General features: G+C 46.7%; 19 protein-coding genes. 7 read left to right on the top strand and 12 right to left on the bottom strand.

Annotation, left to right across the window (positions count from 1 at the left end; genetic code table 11):
- Positions 1–108: 108 nt before the first annotated feature.
- Positions 109–3,408 carry a UvrD-helicase domain-containing protein gene (locus tag PRU_RS01885; protein WP_013063315.1) on the bottom strand — a complete coding sequence of 1,100 codons (3,300 nt, stop codon included), beginning with the start codon at positions 3,406–3,408 and terminating at the stop codon, positions 109–111.
- Positions 3,405–6,098, bottom strand: a complete 2,694-nt coding sequence (locus PRU_RS01890) for a PD-(D/E)XK nuclease family protein (protein ID WP_041385540.1) — start codon at positions 6,096–6,098, stop codon at positions 3,405–3,407. The genes PRU_RS01885 and PRU_RS01890 overlap by 4 nt, the downstream gene beginning before the upstream one ends.
- Positions 6,099–6,312: 214 nt before the next feature.
- Between PRU_RS01890 and PRU_RS01895 the strand changes: the two genes are divergently transcribed.
- Complete coding sequence (locus tag PRU_RS01895; RefSeq protein ID WP_081353074.1) at positions 6,313–7,044, top strand: DUF6577 family protein; 732 nt, start codon at positions 6,313–6,315, stop codon at positions 7,042–7,044.
- Complete coding sequence (locus PRU_RS01900; protein WP_041385542.1) at positions 7,022–8,095, top strand: nucleotidyl transferase AbiEii/AbiGii toxin family protein; 1,074 nt, start codon at positions 7,022–7,024, stop codon at positions 8,093–8,095. Before PRU_RS01895 ends, PRU_RS01900 begins: the two co-directional genes overlap by 23 nt.
- A gap of 5 nt (positions 8,096–8,100) precedes the next feature.
- On the opposite strand, the gene PRU_RS01905 is transcribed toward PRU_RS01900, so the two are convergent.
- Together PRU_RS01905 and PRU_RS01910 are read right to left on the bottom strand one after the other, a co-directional pair.
- On the bottom strand, positions 8,101–8,640 hold the full coding sequence (locus tag PRU_RS01905) for a leucine-rich repeat protein (RefSeq protein ID WP_074683990.1): 540 nt from the start codon (positions 8,638–8,640) through the stop codon (positions 8,101–8,103).
- A 123-nt stretch (positions 8,641–8,763) separates the two neighbouring features.
- The gene (locus PRU_RS01910) at positions 8,764–9,006 is read right to left on the bottom strand and encodes a hypothetical protein (protein WP_041385544.1); all 243 of its coding nucleotides are present in this window, start codon (positions 9,004–9,006) and stop codon (positions 8,764–8,766) included.
- A 218-nt stretch (positions 9,007–9,224) separates the two neighbouring features.
- Between PRU_RS01910 and PRU_RS01915 the strand changes: the two genes are divergently transcribed.
- Positions 9,225–10,292 carry a Fic family protein gene (locus PRU_RS01915; protein WP_013064417.1) on the top strand — a complete coding sequence of 356 codons (1,068 nt, stop codon included), beginning with the start codon at positions 9,225–9,227 and terminating at the stop codon, positions 10,290–10,292.
- Positions 10,293–10,300: 8 nt separating this feature from the next.
- Here PRU_RS01915 and PRU_RS16230 read toward each other — a convergent pair whose 3' ends face one another.
- From PRU_RS16230 to PRU_RS01930, 3 genes are all read right to left on the bottom strand, one after another.
- A complete protein-coding gene (locus PRU_RS16230; protein WP_013063668.1) occupies positions 10,301–12,655 on the bottom strand; it encodes an ADP-ribosylglycohydrolase family protein in 2,355 nt (784 codons plus the stop codon).
- A gap of 93 nt (positions 12,656–12,748) precedes the next feature.
- The gene (locus PRU_RS01925; protein WP_013063190.1) at positions 12,749–13,366 is read right to left on the bottom strand and encodes an NADAR family protein; all 618 of its coding nucleotides are present in this window, start codon (positions 13,364–13,366) and stop codon (positions 12,749–12,751) included.
- An 8-nt stretch (positions 13,367–13,374) separates the two neighbouring features.
- Positions 13,375–13,983 (bottom strand): hypothetical protein, encoded by a 609-nt coding sequence (locus tag PRU_RS01930; protein ID WP_041385545.1) that lies wholly within the window; start codon positions 13,981–13,983, stop codon positions 13,375–13,377.
- A 138-nt stretch (positions 13,984–14,121) separates the two neighbouring features.
- Here PRU_RS01930 and PRU_RS15165 point away from each other — a divergent pair, with 138 nt between their 5' ends.
- Entirely contained in the window at positions 14,122–15,768 is a 1,647-nt protein-coding gene (locus tag PRU_RS15165; RefSeq protein ID WP_013065487.1) for a YqiA/YcfP family alpha/beta fold hydrolase, read from the top strand.
- 6 nt (positions 15,769–15,774) lie between these two features.
- Complete coding sequence (locus PRU_RS01940; protein ID WP_013064760.1) at positions 15,775–16,479, top strand: nucleoside 2-deoxyribosyltransferase domain-containing protein; 705 nt, start codon at positions 15,775–15,777, stop codon at positions 16,477–16,479.
- 31 nt (positions 16,480–16,510) lie between these two features.
- Here the strand turns inward: PRU_RS01940 and PRU_RS01945 are convergent, their stop codons facing one another.
- Positions 16,511–17,383 carry a sigma-70 family RNA polymerase sigma factor gene (locus PRU_RS01945; RefSeq protein WP_013065501.1) on the bottom strand — a complete coding sequence of 291 codons (873 nt, stop codon included), beginning with the start codon at positions 17,381–17,383 and terminating at the stop codon, positions 16,511–16,513.
- 72 nt (positions 17,384–17,455) lie between these two features.
- Between PRU_RS01945 and PRU_RS01950 the strand changes: the two genes are divergently transcribed.
- On the top strand, positions 17,456–18,292 hold the full coding sequence (locus PRU_RS01950; protein ID WP_041385546.1) for a leucine-rich repeat protein: 837 nt from the start codon (positions 17,456–17,458) through the stop codon (positions 18,290–18,292).
- A gap of 65 nt (positions 18,293–18,357) precedes the next feature.
- On the opposite strand, the gene hisC is transcribed toward PRU_RS01950, so the two are convergent.
- From hisC to hisG, 3 genes are read right to left on the bottom strand one after another with little or no spacing between them, the layout of a single operon-like run.
- Positions 18,358–19,416 (bottom strand): histidinol-phosphate transaminase, encoded by a 1,059-nt coding sequence (gene hisC, locus PRU_RS01955; protein ID WP_013065015.1) that lies wholly within the window; start codon positions 19,414–19,416, stop codon positions 18,358–18,360.
- A 21-nt stretch (positions 19,417–19,437) separates the two neighbouring features.
- Positions 19,438–20,730: a histidinol dehydrogenase gene (gene hisD / locus PRU_RS01960; RefSeq protein ID WP_013065602.1), complete on the bottom strand. Its 1,293-nt coding sequence runs from the start codon at positions 20,728–20,730 to the stop codon at positions 19,438–19,440.
- Entirely contained in the window at positions 20,727–21,578 is an 852-nt protein-coding gene (gene hisG, locus PRU_RS01965; protein ID WP_033151401.1) for an ATP phosphoribosyltransferase, read from the bottom strand. The genes hisD and hisG overlap by 4 nt, the downstream gene beginning before the upstream one ends.
- 169 nt (positions 21,579–21,747) lie before the next feature.
- Here hisG and PRU_RS16410 point away from each other — a divergent pair, with 169 nt between their 5' ends.
- Positions 21,748–22,830, top strand: a complete 1,083-nt coding sequence (locus PRU_RS16410) for an MltF family protein (RefSeq protein ID WP_276525059.1) — start codon at positions 21,748–21,750, stop codon at positions 22,828–22,830.
- A 145-nt stretch (positions 22,831–22,975) separates the two neighbouring features.
- On the opposite strand, the gene rpiB is transcribed toward PRU_RS16410, so the two are convergent.
- Positions 22,976–23,419, bottom strand: coding sequence for a ribose 5-phosphate isomerase B (gene rpiB / locus PRU_RS01975; protein WP_013064281.1), 444 nt, complete (start codon positions 23,417–23,419; stop codon positions 22,976–22,978).
- Positions 23,420–23,469: the final 50 nt, after the last annotated feature.

Here is a 23,469-nt window from a genome sequence, read left to right on the forward strand (position 1 = left end):
ATTGCAAAGATTATGCCAAGACTCCAAAATAACCGCCATATTCATATGTATGAATAAAAACAGAGCAACCGGTTAGGGTTACTCTGTTTGGGTGTTAATGGACTTCTACTACAGGTTGAGGCGGACGACACAACCCATAACAGAGTAGTAGATAAGTGCATCTCTTACTGTGATTCCAGATGCGTGAAGTACATCGCGATAAGCCTTTAGCTGTGAGGCATACTTACCTGCATAATGCTCGTTCTTAGGGTCTGGATTCGTGATGGTTGCCCTGTCACCAGGGAAATTCTTGAAGTCAATCAGCACACACTCATTCTCGTTAAGATACCATAAGAGGTCAATCTCTCCATGCACTATCTGACCAGGTAGAGGTTGAATGAACGGAACCTCATGCTTGACAGACGAGGCTTTGCCATAAGTCTGCTCCAACCATGCGTAAAGATGCTCAATGGAATTGATAACTTCTTCGGGCTCAGATATGATTCCGTACATGTTGTTGCCATTGCGAATGTCAGTGGCCTTATCCACATTCTCTTCATGAGAAAGGGTAGGGTCGTAGACTGCAAAGATGTTATGGATGCAAGTACCAGCAGCCGCCTGATTGGTATCATCGGTATCGTAATTCTCGATGCGACATTTGAGATTATCAAGAATCTCAATATTTTCTTTTGCGAACTCAATCTGAGGCAGCTTGCTAGGAGAGATATATTTGGGCTCTCGTTCAGAAATGATCAACTCTGGGTAATCAAAATATTTATATTCTGTTGCCTTTGATTTGTCAGCTTCAGGAATATTGGTAATATCTTCTGGATTTCCATCTAGATTCTTCTCGCCCCACAAAACTCCCAAAGACTGATTCATGACACCCTCGGAGATGCCGGCATTTTTTATCCAGTAAGCAGTAGGAATAGACCTGTTGTTCCGGGCATTGCTACATCTTCCCAATGTTGTCAGATAATCGCGCGCACGTGTCATACCAACATAGAGAAGATGACGTAATTGGTTGGTTTCACGCTCTTTAATCGCCTTGTACGAAGAGAGTTGAATGACATTGTCCAAATAAAGCTGCGGTAATGTTGATTTGTATGTTATAGAACTCATAATCCTGGGAAGGTGTTGAATCACGTAATGATCGTTATCCTCCGAACGCATTTCTCGTACTCCCCAATAATTCCATAGTGCGAAATGGTCATCTTTCAATTTGTTATCAAAGAGAGAGTCCATAATCACATAATTCCATTCTAAGCCTTTGGATTTATGGTAGGTTAATACCTTAACTGCATTGATAGAATTATCTATTTTGTTTTCAACTTTAGCATAAGAGAGATAGCTGATAAAACCACCAACAGATGCTCCAATGCCCATCTGTTGACAATGGCTATCATATTGTCTTGCTAATGCTCTGACAGTACTGAGATTCTGTTGACGTATCTCTTTTTCGCCCCACTTGGCGACTAATTCTGGAAGTGAAAGACCATAGATGACGTTCTCAACCAAATCGGACACAGAGAAATCACGTCCGGCTTTTATAAAGGCTACCAGCTTCTCTATCAGTGGATTATCGTTCATCCATTCATCAGGTAATTGCTGGTCCTCAGGATTCTCTTTCTTTTCTCTTTCTATACTCTGATTATACAGATAATCCAATCGAGAATTCAGAATTTTAGTCGTTGAATCATCATTCAACAATCGAACCAATTCTGCCCTGACGTGCTTGTTAGAGGGTTCTATCATTAGCTGTAAGAGTGAAATAACTAAATGTATCTCAATCTGCTGAGAAATATCATCGTTGACGAATGATACGGGTATACCACGAGCGGCTAATGCCTTTGCATAGCTTTTACATTCGCTATTCTTTAAGCACAGTATGGCAATGTCGCCAGGTTCAATGTCTCTAATAGACTGAGCACCCTTTGGCTTTACCTTCAGATTACTATCCAAAAGTTGTTTTACACGATCAGCCGTTTTTTCGATGAATGTCTTGTTCTGATTCATGTTGCCAGAACAATTCCAATGAGCTAACGGCTCGGAAAGGCCTTCTTCATCTTGACGAGCAGGTTCCAACTCTACATTATTAATAATTCCATTGAAAGCCCTTGTGAAGCAGCCATTAACAAGGTTAACTAGTTTTCTGCGAGAACGATAAGATTTAGGGAGAGAATATAAGTTTAAACCATTCTTCTTTTTTTCTTTCTCGTCATCAAAAAGCTTAATTAAATCATTCACCAATGACACATCGGCTCCTCTAAAACCATAAATGCTCTGTTTGGGATCGCCCACCCAGTAACTATGTTCTATCAAATCGGAAAGTTTTTTGAAAATGCTCAACTGAATTGGACTGGAATCCTGGAACTCGTCGACCATCATCAACTTATAATCAGCCTTTATTTCTTCGCAGACATTCTTAGTATCTAACAACTTTAAGAACTTCTCCTCCATATCGTTGTAGTCGATGATGTGATGACGATCCTTAAAAGCCTTAAAACCATCATTCCAATTAGATGCGATGCGGAAAATGGTTTGAACCATAGTTGTCATCATTTTTTGAGGCGATTTCCAACTATCTGTAGACTTTGATGACAGAAGAACCGATTTGATATTTTTAACAAATTCCTGAAAATCGCCTTTCATTTTTTCGACAAAAGGTGTCAAGCGAGATTGAGCCCCTAGAAACGTTTTTCCGCTTATCTCCTTATATATGTTTAATAAAACATGATAGTTCGGTTTTTCTGAAAGGAACTCCTTGGCTTTTTTCTTTATATCTTCATTATATGATTCTATTTGCTCCGTTAGGATGTTTTGAAACTCTTTCAACAGTTTCTCATTGAGGTTCCCATTCTCATTAAAAATAGCATTAATCGTTTTTTTACTCATATCAATACAACCATTAAGATCAATATCGTAATGGTTGATTTTCTCAATAACGCTTAAGAGTTCGTCTTGCCAAAACAGAGGATAGTCAATGTCAAAATAGTTACAATATTCTGTAAAGAAAGCCAAATCAGTATCAGTAACATAATTACCTAATGACTGGCTGATATAAATCTGCATGTCATCTTCAGACATCACCTTCGCATCAGGAGAGATTCCAGCCAAATACCAATATTTCTGAATAAAACTCAAAGAGACGGAATGGACGTCGCCAATAGTTGCAGCGTCCATCTGATTGGCGATATCGGATAGTTGCTTCTTGGTATCATTGTCAGGTTCATTCTTTATTTTCTCATACAAGACTTCACGTGCCTTCTGACGAAATTCAGAAGCAGCAAGCTTGGTGAACGTGGTCAGAATAACTTCTGATGGCTTTATTCTTCCATCTTTCTTGCACAGTTCCTTAGCCAGGATTTTAGTCAGTTCGGTCGTTTTTCCAGAACCTGCTCCTGCGTTGATATATGTTACATTTTTCATAATAGTCTGCCTTTTAGAATTGAATGAGTTGTCTTGATTTCGCGATCATCGGCTTTGCTATCTCCCCAGTTGGGAACTTTCTTAGCAAATGCCGGTTTATCAGTTTTGACGTATGGACATTTTTTGTCATTTTCTCTTTTATATTGTCCCTCGAGTGGGTAGAGCGGAAGTTTTCCTTTTGTGCCCTTGTTATAAGGAAGTTCTGCAATTGCACACAATTCACTGTCTTCCACTTTACCATTATTGAGCTCATTTCTGCGATAAATATATGAATTCTTAATCTCTTCAAACAATTTGCGATTTTCCGCATCATAATCAACCTCAACATTGACAACATGCTCTGACTCTGGGAAAACAGTCGTAAAGAGTTTGCACAATGGGAAAAGATAGTAAGCGGTACCAACAATCTTTGCATTCTTATCTTGCTTCTGATAATGAATGGTTGCTGCCTGACTATAGAATTCCAACTGCATAGCACGCTTCTCTTTGAGTTTCTTTTCGAATGAGCTGCTTTCTGACCACTTGAAATCGAAAATCACGTAATGTGACGGATTATTAGTCTCCTGAAGTACCATATCAGGTTTAGCTTCGAAGGAACCTATATCTTCAAATTGAACATTCATTTTTACCTCGCATTCAACGGGTTGCAAACCTAGTTGAGTAATGATGTCAACCAGAATCAATGCGCTCTCTTTCAACTTGTCGACAAACTGCTGTTGTTCCATTTTGTACTCTGGGAGTAATAAGATGGCACCTTTCTGACTGATGGCAATATTAATTCTGCTGTTTTTTTCCTCATCTGTCAGTTCCTTATACTTATTAGGCATCTCGGTTCCAAACTCTTTCACCAGGTTCTCTATGAAGAGATGAGCTACGTTACCCTTAGTTGTGTCGAGGTCATCCAACTGCCCCACAGATGGTTCTCTAAGTTTTAAGAGGTAGTCTGCAGTATAATCGAAAGGATGCTGTATCAAGGTGCTGATGCTGGAATAACTCTCAGTTTCGCGTTTGAGCGCCCTTAACTGTGTGCCATCAAGTTGATAGTTTGGGAGAATGTCGAGTTTTACAACTTCTCCTTTCTTTTCTTCTAAATGAGGCTTCTCATTCTGCACCACGATTCTTGCCCATTGCTCGTCAGTATATCTGGACTTAAACTCTGTCAGAAGTGGATGTTCTTCCTGCAACTCATTACCATCATATTCCCAACATACTAGAATAAGATTCTGACGTATGTTCTGGAGTGCATTAAGTTGTAATTGACGATAATGTGAATAAAACTCTGTCTTAGATGGTATGGACACCCCCTGCTCATTTAGTTTCTCAATCTCTTCATTATTCAGAAAATCGTAAGGATAAGTAGATAAGGAACTGCCTACACATCCAAGCCAGCAAACATTGTCGACAGAATCCGCTAATTGGGTTACAGACGAAATGAAATCAGGAGAGTCTTTTTCTGCCTTGAAGTGTGTAAACGATTGAGGCTGGTAGATGCCATCAATAGTCACCATCAGTTCCTCTGAAGTAACGGTCTTCTTGTCTTTTAGCGTTTGAACAAGTGACCGGCAGAAAGAGGACAGAACAATAAGTTGTGCCTTTCGTTCGTCACTAACATGTTTTGAGAAGATTTGTTTATCACACCAATGAGCTAAATCATTTGCATAGCTTTTGATTGCTTCTACAGGAATATGATCTGACTGAAATTCTTCCTTAACCATGCTGATGAACGAGAGACATTCTTCTCGTTCATCTTCATCTTTGTCGTTTGTGAAATCGTGGTTTTGTATAACTTCATCCCATTTTTCATTCACACCACCTTCATCTGCAAGTACTTTGGCCAACTGAAAGGCCACACCCTTTGCAGGATGTCCTGGAACTTGGAGATAGGACAAAAGGTTATAAACATTCAATGGACGTGCAAAGAGGGATAAACCTAATTTGAATAGTTGAAGTATCTGAGGGTTGCTATCTGATGATTTTGAATTCACTACAGGCTTGTTAAACGAGATAGCCATGTCATTAAGCATGCAATTATCATTGCTTACAGTAACATCAATGTCTTTAATGGCATCCGGTTGAGACAGATACCACTGATAGGCGATTGTTCGTGTCTTAAACTTATAAACCTTCAGATTGTATGCAGAATTAGTTGTGGTGGGTTGAACATATTCTACAAAACCTTGATTGTTTAGGTCATCAAGTGTATTACGAATAACCAAAGGTAACAATTCTGAAGACGCATGAACTTCTATCTTGTCGTTCTCGCTAAAAAGCCGATGATTCTTAACATATTCATGTACTTTTTTCCAACGATCAGCTTGAGACCTTGGTGTCGTTTCCTCTTCTAATGCTGCAAGGTTTTCCAGCTTTTTGGTAAATCGGTGTTCTTGAGGATTCCATCCTGCCATCAACAAATTGTCGCGCCAATTGAGTAGCTGACGGGTTACTCCAATCTCATCCATCGCAAAAGAATTAGCAAAGATCGTTTTCTTTATGCTCTCCTTTATGGCATCACGATGTGCTACCAAACGCTCTGGTTCAGATAGCTCCTGAACAGCAATGCCGGCTCGCAGTTCGAGTTCGGAAAGCAGTTCGGTGGAACCACATACTTTCAGCCCAAGGAGTTGGCCCTGGCGTTGTTGGAGGTTGATGTAGCTTGTAGAGTTAAACTCTGGTGAATAGATTATTTTCATATCTTAGGTTTTATTAGTTTCCTGCTGCAAATATAAGCATTTTATCTGTAAGATGCAATATTTTATATGTATGAATTATGTTTTTTATCATATTATATGTTAAGCTAATGTGTTTTTATCTGCTAATAAATATTAAATATTAGGTCACAAAACGGCAAAAATTTGGAAATTTGCCGATTTGTGACTATCTTTGCGTTGTCTTAAAGTTATTGTAATGATGGGAGTATACGACAGAATAATGAACCTTGCGTCGGGTATGCAACAGTTCTCTGTAGACAGTATGCCAACGGACTTGTTTCCTGATATCGAGAGAGCAAAACTCAGTTGGTATCTTGGCAAGCTATGCCGAATGGGTAAGTTGCGCAGAGTAGGCCGTGGTATCTACACAATACAATCTGCCAATACTTTTCTGGTAAAGGCTAATGCAAAGGTTCGTTCATTATACCGATCATTGTTACGCCAATATCCTTTTGCTGACTTTTGTATATATAGTGCCAATGTCATTACTCCGTTGTTGCACAACATGATGCCTAATAATACCATCTATGTTGAGACAAATCGAGATACAACTCAAAGCGTATTCGACATGCTGCAACCAAAGTACAAGGGACGTTTATTCCTGGCACCAACTAAGGAGATAGCAACAACATACATCGACTTTAGCAAAGAGAACATCATTGTGAAACCACTGGTGACAGAGGCTCCATTGACATGTGATGGTAAGGTGCCTGTTCCTACACTTGAGAAACTACTTGTTGATACAAGGGTAGATGCAGACTACTATTATCTGCATGGCATCGAGAATCAGGAGATGATGAGGACAGCCATAAGCCATTACGATGTTAACATAAACCGGCTTCTCAGGTATGCCGACCGCAGAAATGCAAAAGACTCCATACTGAAAGATTTAGAAACCATAAATAATGATACAGAAAGAATGCTTTAATAAGGAATGGATCGACAAGGTCTGTTCTTCACATAAGTTTAAACATCCCGAATTAGTAGAGAAGGTGATACGTGCCTTCTCATTATTAGAAATGCTTGTAAAAGAGGGCTGTCCGTTAACATTTAAAGGTGGAACCAGCCTTCTTCTTATTTTAGGTGGTGAAGCCCGCAGGCTTTCAATCGATATTGATGTGCTTTGCCCTCCAGGCACTGACATCGAGCAATATCTGCAAAACTGCGATAAATATGGATTTACGGATTGTAAAGTTATCCGTCGCGAGAACAGAAACGGCAATATCCCCAAGGGGCACTACAAGTCGTTCTTCGAGGTAGTTTATTCTGACCAGATAGAGGACTCTGTACTACTTGATGTACTCTACGAAGATTGCCACTACCATCAGATAGAAGACAAGGAACTTGCACATCCATTCATCAAAACTGATGGTGGCGAGACCATTATACGCGTACCTTCAGTAGCCGACATCTTAGGTGATAAGTTGACAGCGTTTGCACCCAATACATGTGGTGTGCCATATTATAAAGGTACACATAACTCTACTATTAACGTTGCTAAACAGCTACATGACGTTGGCAGACTGTTTGATGCTGTCGAAGATATAACAACAACTGCAGAGACATTCAAGTCGATAGCGATCGTCGAGTTATCATCTTATCGCGATAAGGGGGATGACCTCAGTATTGTTTATGATGACATCAGGAATACCGCACTTGCTTTGGCAACGAGAGGGAAGATAGATCCCAACAATGATTTTGAGTTGTTGAAAGAAGGTGTAGACAAACTGAAAAGCCATATCTACGTAGGTAGGTATACCTTAGATATGGCTATATGTGATGCAGCAAAAGCTGCATATTTGGCTACTGTCATCCAATATGGTTTGGACAGAATTGATAAATATTCTGGCAACGTTGCCGACGTGAAAGATATGACCATAAACCCTGTGATTAGCAAGGAAGTGGCCAAAATTCGTCGTGGTAATCCTGAGGCGTTTTACTATTGGAGTAAAATCAGTCAGATCCTCGTCAGTGCATAAGATGTTTAGTTGATGATGATGGTCTGGGTGGTGTAGTCGGAGTAGACGATGATCTGTACTCCCTTGTCGGTGGGGTTGCAAGGGCGGCCTGAGAGGTTGTATCGGGCTATTTCGTATGCTTCGCCACTGGATGAAGTATCGGCTGAACGTACAGCCGAAGGCTCGCTATCGCCAAAGTAGATGCCTGTGAGCGAAGTACATCCAGCGAAGGCATTATCGCCGATGTAGCTGACAGTCTCGGGCATGTAGATCTCGCGGAGGTAGGCTGCTCCCTCAAAGGCACCACGGGCAATACGTCGGCAGTAGGGGTGGACGTTATAGGTGTCGTTGCGACTGCCTGCGGGGTAGCGGACGAGGATCCAGTCTTTAGTGCCCTCGTAGCCTACGGCGTAGAGTACGCCGTCGATGGTCTTGTATTTGGCCTCGCTCATATAGACGCCATTGATATAACCAGAAGGGAACTTGTCGACCTTCTCAATCTCTTGTGCCTGAACGGCTGCACCCATCATCAGGGCAAGGAGTAGGAATAATACTTTCTTTTGCATAGTCTTGAGAATTGATGTGATTCTGATAACAAAGATAGAAATCAGAATCAGAAAGGTTTGCTAAAATTATATGTATAACAGATAAATTCTGTATGATACTTGTTCTTATGACGATATTTGTGGTTAAATTATATAAAAAGGTTGTAGTGTTATAACCATTTTGAAAACTTTTTGTATCTTTGCAGCATAAAAACGTACCGAACTATAAAAATGAGTATATGAAGTATCTGAATAGTATTTGGCCTCGCTCATATAGACGCCATTGATATAACCAGAAGGGAACTTGTCGACCTTCTCAATCTCTTGTGCCTGAACGGCTGCACCCATCATCAGGGCAAGGAGTAGGAATAATACTTTCTTTTGCATAGTCTTGAGAATTGATGTGATTCTGATAACAAAGATAGAAATCAGAATCAGAAAGGTTTGCTAAAATTATATGTATAACAGATAAATTCTGTATGATACTTGTTCTTATGACGATATTTGTGGTTAAATTATATAAAAAGGTTGTAGTGTTATAACCATTTTGAAAACTTTTTGTATCTTTGCAGCATAAAAACGTACCGAACTATAAAAATGAGTATATGAAGTATCTGAATATTAAGAAAGCTTTGGCAGCATGGCAGGCTCTGCAGCCGCTGTCAGAAAAAGACAGGGGTAGGCTTAGCCGTCGCTTTACTGTAGACTTCAACTACAATAGCAACCACATCGAGGGAAATACACTGACCTATGGGCAGACGGAGATTCTGCTTTTGTTTGGCAAAGTGATAGGGGAGGCAGATGTGAGAGACGTGCAAGAAATGGCAGCCAGCAATGTGGGGCTCAAGATGATGACTGAGGAAGCATCTGTGAAGGATATGCCACTAACTCAGAACTTCATTCGTACACTACATAAGACGTTGCTAAGGGAAAACTATACTGTATATCGTAATCTCCCTGGCGGTCAGCAGACGAGTTATATGATCCATGCTGGTCAGTATAAGACGCGCCCAAATAGCGTAATAACACGATATGGTGACCGATTCGAATATGCCTCGCCTGAGGAGACTCCAGGACTGATGGCAGATCTGGTAGATTGGTACAATGCTGCAGAGCAAGAAGGTAAGCTTTCGCCTTTGGAGCTGGCCGCTTTGTTTCATTATAGATACATTCGTATCCACCCATTTGAGGATGGAAACGGGCGTATAGCCAGACTGATGGTAAACTTTATTCTGACTCGCCATGACTATCCAATGATTGTGGTACGCAGTCGTAAAAAGAGTGAATATCTTGAAGCCCTCCATCAGGCGGATATGGAAGTTGGACCAGTGCCAAGTGATGGTGCACATGCTGACATTAAGGACATCAGACCTTTTATGAAGTATTTTAATGAACTGGTAGCGACGGAGGTGTATAATGATGTACTATTTGTGAGTGAGAAAGACGAAAATGTATGGTGGTATGATGGTGAACGCATTGCGTTCAGAACACCTAACTATACAAGGATCCTGAATGCAATGCGTACAGAGCCAACACTGACTTTGGCAGATATGAAAGAACTGACTGGCATCAGCGTGACTGCGATACAGAAACTCCTTGACCAGTTGATTCAAAAGAGATATGTAGAACGTGGCGAGAAGGACGGCAGTTGGAGAGTGTTTGTAACGCAATGAGGCGTTAACTAAGCATACCATTTGTTGAATATCTCGCGGAGTTCCTGGGGGAGTTTGTTGTAGCAGGCCAGGGCGACGTCTTCGGGGACGGGCATGGTGGCGGCGGCGATGTTGCCGGCTATGCAGGCCATGGTGTCGGTGTCGCCACCCAGGGAGATGGCACGGATGACGGCGTCCATGAACGATTCTGCTTCGAGGAAGCAGATGATGGATTCGGGCACGCTCTTGTCGCAGGCGGTCTCGAAAGCATAGTCAGGACGTATCTCGTCGGTGGTTCGATGGAGATTGTAGCCGAAGGTTTGTTCGATGTAAGAACGGATATCGTCTTTTGACGAGCCTGTGCGATTGAGATAGATGGCTGCTGCTACGGCCTGGGCACCACGGATTCCCCCAGGAGAGTTGTGGGTTACTTCGGCAGTGGTCTTGGCCAGGGCCAGACACTCGTCGAGCGAGTGGGCATACCAGGCTACAGGAGCCACACGCATGGCGCTACCATTGCTACCGGCCCCATAAGGTGCACGATCGGAAGACTTAACCCACTCCTGGAATTTCCTACCGAAGGAGTATGTCTGATAACGGTTGGCAAAGTGACGGAAGAGGTCGATGAGCGAGTCTTTGGAGTGCTCTGGATCGTCCATGAGCCACTTGGCGATGGCGAGCGAGAGAATGGTGTCGTCGGTATAGGTCATGCTCTTCAGTACTTTCATGTCTTTCTTGCCGGCGAGCTTCTTTACTTTCTGCTTGTCTTTCTCGAGTTCGTATTTAGAGCCGAACACTTCGCCACAGATGCCACCGATGAGGCCGGTATGTGGGAGGTGTTCCGGGGCAGAACGTTCCACACGTTCGACGGTGATGCGACCATCGGCAGTCTGGGTGAAACGGAGGTATCCGCCCAGCCAGTTGATGTAGGCGCTATTGAGCAGACTGACATCGGCAGGCTCGCCATGCAGCCACTTGAGCCACTCGGCGTACCACTTGGCACCATCGCGGTCGAGCTCCTGTTTGCGATAATGAGGTGTGGCATAGCGATGTGTGAGGAAGTCGCTGATGATGTGGTTGGGATTGTTGAGGTAGCCGTTCTCGGGGGCGATAATCTTGGCTTGTTCTTTGGCGGCTTCAGGACTATCATCGAACTGGGCCATCAGTGCGGCAGCGTCGATACTACCAAAGCGTACACCAAGCACGTCGATGCCACTGCAGATGGTATTGAGGCTGAAACGATTGGTATAGGTGGGTGTTCCAGCACTGAGTGAGAGTGGACCATAAAGTGCGAAATCGTCCTGGAAACGTACGTGGTCACGGAAGACGCGTTTGTCGATTCCGCCCAGGTTGTTGGGATCGTTAGGATTGGAGTGACGGTATTTCTCGCCAAAGTCGCTGGTGAATATGCTCATTTTGTAGAGCAGGTCGATGCTACCTAGAGGTGTATCGATGTCGGTACGGATGATAACAACCGGCAGACGGCCTGGCAGGCGATTTAGCAGATTGCGACATACCGACTCCTCGCGTGGAGTAACCAACAGCACAAGAGCGCAGTCGGTCTGTGGATGATTGGGGCTGCTGATGAAATTGGAAAGTGCGAGGAATCGTCCGTGGCATTCGTCGCGGTAGTCGGAGATAACGCATGAGGCCAGTCCGGCTTCGGTCATGTTGCTCTCCATCTTGTGGGCTACAGGTTCGCCATACGAGCCGAACAGCACGGTGAATTGTGATATCTGGCTAAGATCGGGTGGGGCAATGGTTTCATCCGCGCAGCGGTAAACGTAATTATCGGCAGAATCGGTAGATAGTGCCAGCTTGTGCGAGAAATCGTCATCGCCAGTGAAGGCCTTGTATAATAAGGCGAAGTAGGCAAAGGTGCCGTTGACGCTGATGAATCCTTTGTCGCGTTCGAAGTGGTGGCGGATAACACTATTGGGATTGGATTGCAGCATGCGTTTTATGATGGCATTCTCATCGCGAGACATGGTGAGCGCGCAGCTATGTTCCGGGTTTACGCGGATCATGCGGTTGGCGATGTACACGGCATCCTGATTCTTCAGCGAGGTGCTGACGAGCAGGAGTTTTGAGTTACGCAAGGTCTGGTCGGAGAGTGAGTTGGCAAGGTACGGTGTTACAACACGTCCCAGACCGCAGTTAGCGCCGTAGAGAAGTGCGGCATACGAGGCTGATGAATGGGCACCACCATGCCCCATGGCGATAAGAGGGCGTTCTGGATTACTGAACAGGAACTGGCGCAGAGGTTCTGCATCGGCACGTTCGGCTTGTTCCAGATACGCGCGAGTGTTGGTGAGCAACGTACTCATGAGCGCTTTGCCGCCACGAGTCTTTGGTTGGAGTAGGTTTGTTTGTTTTGTTGTCATTCTGCTATGTGATTTGTGTTTCGCGGTTCAAATATCGGGAAAACAAATCACGATAGCCTAAAAAATATACGTATAAGAAAATTATTCAATTATTCATTTATTCACATGTACAGGAAGGTGCTGGAGGAACGCGAAGGCGTCGGCGGGGAGATGGTACTCCAACTTGCCGTTGTCGCGAAGTTCCATCAGGAGTCGGCCTAAGAGGTTGGGACCAACGTATTCGTTGCCTACAAGGTTGGTGCCCCAGGAGTCGGCATCAGCTTTCTTCTTTTCGTTGCGTTTGGTTTCGTCCTCGACAATGAACAGGCCTTTGCTTCGCTCCAGTTCTTTGCGGAATGCTTCACACTGCTCATATTTCGTCTGGAGACAGAACCGCATGGCATCGACTACCATTGCCCCCCAGTCGTTACGTAACCACTCGGGATGGGATTTGTAGATAGGCTTCATGTGCATTTTTATCGCCATACCTCGCTTTGCTGCATACTCGCTTTTGATTCCTTCTTCGCCGTTGGCATTGAACTTCATCAGATGAAAGAGACGTTCGGTACAGTCGATGGTCACGCCTTCAACGATGATTGGGGCATAAAAGAAATTGCCAAAGATTCCCCATTCTTCAGTAGTCTTGCGGATGCAGGCACACTTATCAGCAGGGTAGTGCTGAATATCACTGTATTGGGGATAGTATTGTTTGATTTGATTGTGCAGGCTCATATGCGTGATTATTTAATGCTGTCTAATGGAACCTCTTTCTCGGAGCCAGGAATCAGTTGGAAATGCTTGGGGTCAAGTTCAACCTTGTCGATACGGACGATACGGATCTTGTCGATGTTGAGAACGACACGGTTGGTGAGCCCGTCGGGCTTACTCTGGGCCTGGGGCCAGGCGAAATATTCTAAACCAATCTCGCTAAAGAATCGGGCTGCAGCTTTCTCGGCATCGATATCGGCCTTGTCGGTGAGCTGTTTTACGGTGCCAGTCTTGCCTGTAAGACGGTTGCCAACATATTTGCGGAAGAGTTTTCCTACTTTACGTGCTTCGTCGGGCACCTGTTCGCCAAGCGCCTTCTCGGTGCGTTCGATGATGGACGGGTGGACAGGACGGACAGAGAACAGGTGGTTATCATCTGTCATATCGGGTATCTCAAGGGTATACACGTAATAGTTCTTATTTTCAGGGCGCTTCTTGTTATAGGCATAGTGAGCTGCCGAGGTGTAAGCCTCGGTAACGTAGGTGCCAAAACCGAACTTAGCCTTGCCGTCGCCTTCGAGGGCGTGGGAGATGTCGAAATGATCGAAAAGCACTGATGTGCCATGGTAAAATGTCTGCATATGAAATCGTTATAGGTTATTATCTGATTGCAAAGATATACAATATTTGTTAACCAGCCAAACATTTATAGGTATAATTAGAGATAATAATGGCATGATTTTTGTATCTTTGTCGCTGTAATCTTATTAACTCTAAGTATGAATAATGACATTTTGACTTTGGTAAACTCTCTGAGAGAGGGTACTGCAGGGAAGACCTGCATGGGAACTGGTAACTACTCGTTCGACATTATCACGCGTCGTGAGTACCCTGAAGGATTTGTTCCTGGCAAGCGCAACAAGTTCGAGGAGAGAATCCTGACTATGGAGATTGGTAACACTTGTGGCAATGTGATGACCATGTTGCCTTACCTGGGTGTGAAGACCTACCCTGTGGCCAAACTGGATATGTCGCCTCAGGGCTACCGGATGAAACGCGACATGAAGGCCTATGGGGCTGATGTAAGATTCGTGAGCAACACACGCACGGGCGGTACTACTATCCTGAGATGTATGCACAAACTGGACGACCAGGGACAACCTGCGCTGAGTCATAAGGGTTCTACGGGTGGTAAGCCATGGACTGGCATGTCGGCACGCCCTTGCAGAAAGTACCTCTCGTCGAAGGGCGGTGAGGTAGAGGCACTCGTGGCATCGCTGGACTTCACCCCAGATGTGTTCTTCTTCGACATCGCGCAGGCTGGCCACAGAATACTGGCTGAGCAGTTGCGCGAGAAGGGTACTATGGTGTACTTTGAGGGTGACTCGGATGGTCACAAGCTGAAGGACGATAAGGCCAGAAAGGCAGCCAAGAGGGCTTTTCTGCGCTGTGTTGAGGCCAGCGATGTGGTGAAAATGTCGGCAGAGCTGGTTCAAGACCTGTCGTTCGCTGATGACTACCCCGACAAGCTCTTCATCCAGACTATGGGTGCTGAGGGCCTCCAGTTTAAGTTGGGTGGTGGTAAGTGGATCAAGCTGGATCCCATCATGAACCCTGACTATCAGGACTATGAGGGTGCAGGCGACTGGACCTCGTCGACCTTGATTGCTGCACTCTGCAGCAAGGGACTGCTGAAGGTGAAGGATATGACGGAGCAGACGGTGAAGGAGGTGCTGATGATGGCTCAGAAGATAGCTTCGTACAGTGTGGGATTCGTGGGCAGTAAAGGTATGATTCATGCGGATGAGACCTTCAAGCTGCTGGATGACACACTGGAGATGCCTCACTACACCAAGAAGCTGATGTATCTGCATGGTTCAGCCTCGGCTGGCTATAGTCGTACGTCGATGGGTATTCTGCAGTATCTGCCTAAGGATTGGCAGCTGCTGACACCCGACTGTCCGGTGGATGCGGAGGAGTGCCTGAAGATGCTGAAGGACCTGTGTGAGAAGGAGAAACCTGACCTGATTATAGGTAGTAGTCAGGGTGGCTACTATGCCCAGATGCTCAGAGGCTATAAGCGCATCTGTGTGAATCCTGCCCTCGACATGTCGAACGATGCCGATGTGAAGGTGGGTAGCCATCAGTTCGTGGTGAACCGCGAGGATGGGGTGCAGAAGTATGTGATTACGCCTGAGATTCAGGATGGCTATCGCCGTCTGGAGGCGCGCCAGTTCGAGGGCATCACCGATGCCGACCGCGAGTTGTGCTACGGTCTGTTTGGTGATAAGGATACCGACTACGGGCATTGCAAACCTGTGTTTGCTGAGCACTACAACCATATCTATACCTTCCCCGGAGGGCATAAGATGGAGTATGATGAGATAGAGAAGTACCTGATGCCGCTGGTTAAGAAACTAGTATAACAGCCTATGATAGAAGTAATTAAGAGTCCTACCCCTGTGGTAGAGAAGAAGCAATGGACCGCCTTTCTGGCTGGTCCGATGACTGGTGCACCATCTTGGCAGGCTCAGGCCCCCAAGGTGGCTGCCCAAGTGGGTATTGAGAACCTGACACTACTGAATCCCCGAAAGACAGATCGGTTTGTGACAGGTACTTATCAGGTGAACTGGGAGACGTTCGGACTGCGTATGTGCGACGTGATACTGTTCTGGATTCCGCCTCAGGCCAGAGCGATGAAGCCATGGCGATACTATGCCATCACCACGCGACTGGAGATGGCTGAGAACCTGGCGCGTGGGCATAAGGTGATTATCGGTATCGACCCAGAGTTCAAGAATGAGAATGGCGATGATATGGCTGGTATTCACCACTTGCGACGCATGGCTAAGTATTACGGTGTGAAAGAGATACACACGTCGCTGGAGGGATGTATGAAGGAGCTGAAGGCGTGGATGGAAAAGCCCCGTGTTGTTACGGAGCATCATATACCTGGACCGGCTTTCGGACCAATGGCAAAAATGAGCAGGATGGTGCAACCCGATACCTGCCGCAACGAAACGCTGATGGAACAATGGAACCAGCGGGTGATGCCTGACGATACGGTATATGTGGAAGGGGATTTCGGGGCGGAAGAATGGAAGCCATTCCTGAATGGTAACATAAAAATGAAGTAGGCCCGTAAGAGCCTACTTCATTTTTTTAGGTTTATCCTGCGTGGCGCAGGAGGATGTACGACATGTTACTCTTGCGGATCTTGTCGAGTCCGCGTTCACGTATCTGGCGTACTCGTTCGCGACTGAGTCCCATCGAACTGCCGATATCGTCGAGACCACGTTCGGGGCAGCCTATGCCGAAACTCTGTACAACAATCGCGCGCTCGCGTTCGCTCAGGACGGCACCCAATACCAGCATCACATCGCTACACATCGACTCGTAGTCGACTTTGCGGTCGGAGGCATATTCGGCAGTAGAGGCGATGGAATCTGCCATAGTTGTGGTATCGTCGTCGGAGATAGGCGCATCGATACTGGCAACATGAGCCTCGCTCTGAATGGCTTTCTCAATCTTTTCGATCTCGAGCGAGATAATCTCGCTGAGCTCCTCGGCCGACGGGTTGCGCTGATTCTTAAGCATGAATGCATTGGTGGCATTCTTGATCTTGTTGCTGATAGCAATCTGGCTTTGGGGACGGCGCACCATACCGCTATAATCGGCGATGGCTTGAAGGATACTCTGACGGATCCACCAGATGGCATAGGAGATGAACTTGAATCCGCGGGTCTCGTCGAACTTGTCGGCGGCAGTGATGAGGCCCACATTGCCTTCGCTGATAAGGTCGATAAGGGGAATGCCCTGATGCTGGTACTGTTTGGCTACGGATACAACGAAGCGTAGGTTGGCATTTACCAACTTCTCCTTGGCTTTGGCGCCCGTCCGGCCTCCCTTGCGGATGGTCTGGGCCAGTTCTACCTCTTGTTCGGGTGTGATCATGGGGATACGGCTGATGTCGGTGAGGTACTTGTTGAGTGATTCCTCGGTGCGTGTAGTAATACTCTTGCTAATCTTTATTTGTCTCATATGTATAAGTAATTTGGATGTTTGTGATAAATATAGTATATTTGCCACAGATATTTAATAAAAGTAATACGTATGAGTAAGTTGATATACAAAAACATCTATGATGAAGACGGCGCTATCATCTCGGATGATGGCAGAATACTGCTGAAGGCACCAGATGTGCCGCATTATCGCATCAGAGAAGGTGTGGAGGAAATAGATGAGAAAGCCTTTAAGGGTTGCAAACAGCTGAAAGAGGTGGACGTGCCATTTACGATTGAGACGTGGGAAGGTCGCCTGTCGAATGATGACTGTATGCGTTATGCCCCAAAGGGACTGAAACTGAAATGCTGGAGGTGGCCTTATCCAGAGAACTGCATCCGCAGCGAAGAACTGGAGAAGGAGATTGAAGAAGGCTGGGTAGACGACTTCGGTGCTGTATACAGCAAGGACAAAAAGCGCCTGCTGAAGAGTGCCAACATCAGGAACTATAAGGTAAGGGAGGGTACGGAGAGTATTGACCGTCTGGCTTTTCTGTATTGCGATAAGTTGCAGTGTATCTATTTCCCGGTATCGTGTAAAGAGGAAGAATTTGATGCCGTGCTGGGTGGTGACATCGGCGCTATCTGTTTCTGGGACAGACCTTATCTGCCTGACGACATGAACGACGATGAGTTTTGGTATGAGGAAGACGATGTGTATGTAGATGAATATAATGTGGTGTATACCAAAGACCGCAAACGACTGCTATATGCCAGGATGGGGTTCGACCAAAACGAATATGTGATTCCCGACGGAACGGTGACGATATGCTCGTGTGCCTTTGGTGTTTGTGAGCATTTTGTGCATGTCTCGGCACCCTCTAGTCTACGTGTGATAGGCGACGGCATCTTTGCTCGCGGTGGCGGAAGGATTGTTATCAGAAAATAAAAAAACACCCTGCTTCATGTTACTGAGGCAGGGTGTTTTGCTATTTAGAGGGCCGCGGCCTGATACTAGTACTGACGCAGGGCGGCAATCAACTCGCTGTTTTCGGTCTTGGTGCCGATGGTGATGCGCAGGCAGTTCTGACAGAGCTGCACGCGGTTGCGGTTGCGAACAATGATGCCCTGATCCACCAGATAGTTGTAGATACCGGTGGCATCGGTCATCTTGGCCAGGAAGAAGTTGGCATCCGTAGGATAAATTTTCTCGCAGATAGGGAGTATGCTGAAGGCCTGCATCACGCGGCCGCGCTCCTCCTTCAGAATCTTTACCCAACCATCTACTTCGAATGGGTCCTGCAATGCCTTGAGTGCCTGCTGCTGGGTGAGCAGGTTGACATTGTAGGGATACTTCACCTTATTAAAAATGTCGATGATGCCTTCTGATGCGAAAGCCATGCCCAGACGGATAGCGGCACAGCCCCATGCCTTCGACATGGTGTTGAGCACAATCAGGTTGGGGCGCGACCATTGACCATTAACCATTGCCCATTGACGGAACGACGTCTGCGATGAGAAATCGCTGTAAGCTTCATCGACAATCACCAGACCGTCGAAATTCTCAATCACCTTAACCACCTCTTCGGGTTTCAGACAGTTGCCTGTGGGGTTGTTAGGGGTGCACAGCCAGATAATCTTGGTATGGGCATCGGTGGCTGCCAACAGTGCGTCGGCAGTTACCTGGAAATGCTCGTCGAGCAATACGGTACGATACTCTACGTTGTTGATATCGGCGCACACCTTATACATACCATAGGTGGGCTCGATGGCCACCACATTATCCACGCCTGGCTCGCAGAAACAGCGATAGGGCAGGTCGATGGCCTCGTCGCTACCGTTGCCCAGAAAGATGCACTGGGCAGGCACGCCTTTTACCTTGGCGATGGCCTCCTTGAGCTCCAGCTGCAGTGGGTCGGGGTAGCGGTTGTAAGGCGCGTTGTATGGATTCTCGTTGGCATCGAGAAACACGCGTGCCTCGCGGCCAGCGTACTCATTCCTCGCAGAACTATATGGAGCTAAGTTCCATATATTTCTTCTCGTCAATCGTTCTAGATTAAACTTCTCTTTCATACAAATACTGAAATTTAATGTTTAATCTTTAATGTTTAATGTACGCATGCGTACGCGCATAGCGTTAGCGTGTGCCTCCAGCTGTTCGGCTTCGGCCATGAGTTCTACGGCGCGACCGATGCTGCGGATACCGTCCTCGGTAAGATGCTGGAAGGTAATCTTACGGCAGTAGCTGTCGAGGTTTACACCGCTGTAGGCAGTGGCATAACCGTGGGTGGGCAGGGTGTGATTGGTGCCGCTGGCATAGTCGCCTGCACTCTCACAGGCATACTCGCCCAGGAACACGCTACCTGCATTTACTACCTTATTGGCCACCTTGGCATAATCCTTTACCTGCAGAATGAGGTGCTCGGGAGCATAGGCATTCGAGAGGTCGATGGCCTCCTGAAGACTGCTTACCAGTACTAGACGGCTGTTGTCGAGTGCCTTGGCTGCCATCTCCTTACGGGGCAGCAAATCCAGCTGACGGTTAACCTCGGCCTGTACGTCGAGGATGACCTGCTCGGAGGTGGTGATGAGGAATACCTGCGAGTCGATACCATGCTCGGCCTGCGACAGCAAGTCGGCAGCTACAAACTCGATGTTGGCATGCTTATCGGCGATGACACATACCTCGGAAGGACCAGCGGGCATGTCGATAGCTACGTCGTGCAGACTAACCTGCTGCTTGGCGGCCATGACATACTGGTTGCCGGGACCGAAGATTTTATATACCTTGGGTACGCTCTGGGTACCATAGGCCATAGCGCCGATGGCCTGTACGCCACCTGCCTTGAATATCTTGCTTACACCTGCAATGCGGGCTGCCACCAGAATGGCGGGGTTTACCTTACCATCGCGACCTGGAGGGGTGCAGAGCACAATCTCCTCGCATCCTGCAATCTTAGCTGGTGTGGCCAGCATGAGTACGGTAGAGAAGAGTGGGGCGGTGCCGCCGGGAATGTAGAGTCCAACCTTCTGGATGGCTACACTCTTCTGCCAGCAAACCACGCCGGGCTGCGTCTCGATCTTCTTGCCCTTGAACTGCTGCGACTCGTGGAAGGTCTTGATATTGTAGTGGGCCACCTGGATGGCTGCTTTCAAATCGGCACTTACCAGCGCTTCGGCTTCGTTCATCTCCTCTTCGGATACAGCCAGTGTGGGCAGATCAACATGGTCGAACTTAAGCTCGTAGCCCTTTACGGCATCATCGCCGCGCTTCTTTACGTCGGCCAATACCGATGCTACGGTGTCGTTGAGCTGCGAAACATCCAAGTGCGGACGCTCTACAATCTTTGCCCACTCGCTTCTTTCGGGATTTCGAATTATTATCATAAAATCATCTTTTCAATGGGGGTAACCAGGATGCCCTGGGCGCCCATTTCCTTGAGTTTGCCAATAATCTCCCAGAACTGCTTCTGGTCGAGTACGGTGTGAACCGAGCACCACTCCTCATCGGCCAGAGGGATGATGGTGGGGCTCTTCAGGCCTGGCAGCACATTGATAATCTCCTGCAGGCGGGCCTTGGGGGCGTTCATACGTACATACTTCTTGTCCTCGGCATCCTTTACGGCCTTAAAGCGGAACAGCATCTGCTCGAGGATGGCTTTCTTTTCGTCGCTCATCTGCTTGTTGCCAATCAGCAGAGCCTCACTCTGCATTACAATCTCAACTTCGCGCAGATTATTGCTCACCAGGGTAGAGCCTGATGAAACGATATCAAAGATAGCATCGGCCAGACCAATGCCCGGGCTGATTTCTACGCTACCTGTGATGACATGGATTTCGGCATGGATATGATGCTGCTCAAGGAAATGTCGAAGGATTCCGGGGTAGCTGGTGGCAATCTTCTTGCCGTTGAACCACTCTACTCCCTTGTAGTCGATCTCTTTGGGAATGGCCAGCGAGAGGCGGCATTTTGAGAAGCCGAGACGTGAGATGATATCAGCATCTTCGCCACGCTCAACAAACTCGTTTTCGCCCACTACACCGATGTCAGCCACTCCACTGGCTACACTCTGTGGGATGTCATCATCGCGGAGGTAAAGAACCTCCAGCGGAAAGTTGGACGACTGCACCAGCAAGGTGCGTTTTGAGGCACTAACCTTGATGTCAGCCTCTGACAACAGGTTCATGGTGTCCTCAAACAGACGTCCTTTTGATTGTACTGCAATTCTTAACATATCGTTAAATCTAAAAAATATCGGGTGCAAAATTACAAATTTTTCGCGAAATAAGTGTCATTACTGACCAAAAAGTAGTACCTTTGCACCGTTTTTACTAACAAAATGGTGCAGATTGATGCGAAAATGGTATAAATATGTCGGTTTTGGGGCGGTTTTGCTATCGCTGGTGTCGTGTTTCGAAAAGAAGCACGAACCCATTGTGGCACCCTGGGGCGTGATAGATGATACCGTTTCGGTATCCGACGAGTTTGATCTGCATGATATCCAGACGAGTGGCGAGCTGATTATGGCCACGGTGAGCGGTCCGCATACCTACTACGAGTATCATGGTAAGAGTCTGGGCACGCAGTTCCTGATTTGTCAGCGTTTTGCCGATTCGCTGGGTGTGCGCCTGCGTGTAGAGGTGTGCCGCGACAGTATGGAGTTAGTAAAACGTTTTGCCGATGGCGAGGTGGACATTGTGGCCTGGCCTACACCGGGACATATCAGTGCCGATACGGCTAAGAACGACCTGGCTAAGGAGCTGCAGGGCTGGTATCGGCCGGAGCTGATAGCGGCTGTGCAGAAGGAGGAGAACGACCTGCTGACGGTGCGTAAGGTGCATCGCCGCATTTTCTCGCCCATGCTGGATGCCAAGGGCGGCATTATCTCGCATTACGACGGTTATTTTATGACGTATGCCCGCGACATACGCTGGGACTGGCGACTGCTGGCTGCCCAGTGTTATCAGGAGTCGACTTTCGACCCGCGTGCCGTATCTTTTGTGGGTGCTAAGGGACTGATGCAGATTATGCCTGGCACAGCCGACCATCTGGGTGTGCCACGCAGTCAGTTGTACGAGCCTGAGACGAACATACGTGCGGCGGTGAAATATATCGGACAGCTGCAGAACACGTTCTCGGATGTGCGCGATCAGTATGAGCGAACCAATTTTGTGCTGGCCAGTTATAATGGTGGTGCGCACCATATTCGTGATGCGATGAACCTGGCTAAGCGCGACGGCAGGAACCCACACCGCTGGAGCGAGGTGGCGCCTTATGTGCTGAAGCTGAGTCAGCCCCGCTATTATAACGACCCCATCGTAAAATATGGTTATATGCGTGGTTCGGAGACGGTGGATTACGTGCAGCGAATCCGTCAGCGCCATGCGGGCTATCAGGGTGTGAAATCGCCTCACATGGGATTCCACGGAGTAGGCAAGCCCCGCAAAGCCGAACAACGAAAAACAAAATATGATATTAAAAATTAGGCACGGATTACGCTGCTTAACACTGATTTTATTTTTGGCACGGATTAACACGGCTTTAATAAATTAAAGACACGGCTCTAGTTGCAATGCTAAAGCCGTGTCTTTTTTATAAAAAAAAGCCGTGTTAATCCGTGCCTAAAAAATATTATTTCTGTACGGGGATCTTATCTACGCGCTTCTGGTGGCGGCCACCTTCGAAGGTTGCGGTGAAGAACTCGTCCATAATCTTGCGAGCCATGTTATTGTCGATGAAACGGCCTGGCATTACCAGTACGTTGGCATCGTTGTGCTGACGGATGAGATGTGCAATCTCGGGAATCCAGCACAATCCGGCGCGCACCTGCTGGTGCTTGTTCAGGGTGATTGAGATACCCTCGCCACTGCCACAGATGGCAATACCGGGATAAACCTCGCCACTCTCGATACCCTCGGCCAGTGCGTGTCCAAAATCGGGATAGTCTACACTGGCATCGCTCCATGTACCATAGTCCTTAACGGGGTAACCCTTCTCCTCCAGGTACTGGAGCACAAACTGCTTTAAAGCGAAGCCTGCGTGATCGCAAGCAACTCCAACTGTCTTTACTTCCATAGTCTTAAAATTTAAGGCACGAATTACACGAATTTCACGAATTTTACTAG

Source organism: Xylanibacter ruminicola 23, from assembly GCF_000025925.1.
GTDB classification, from domain to species: domain Bacteria; phylum Bacteroidota; class Bacteroidia; order Bacteroidales; family Bacteroidaceae; genus Prevotella; species Prevotella ruminicola.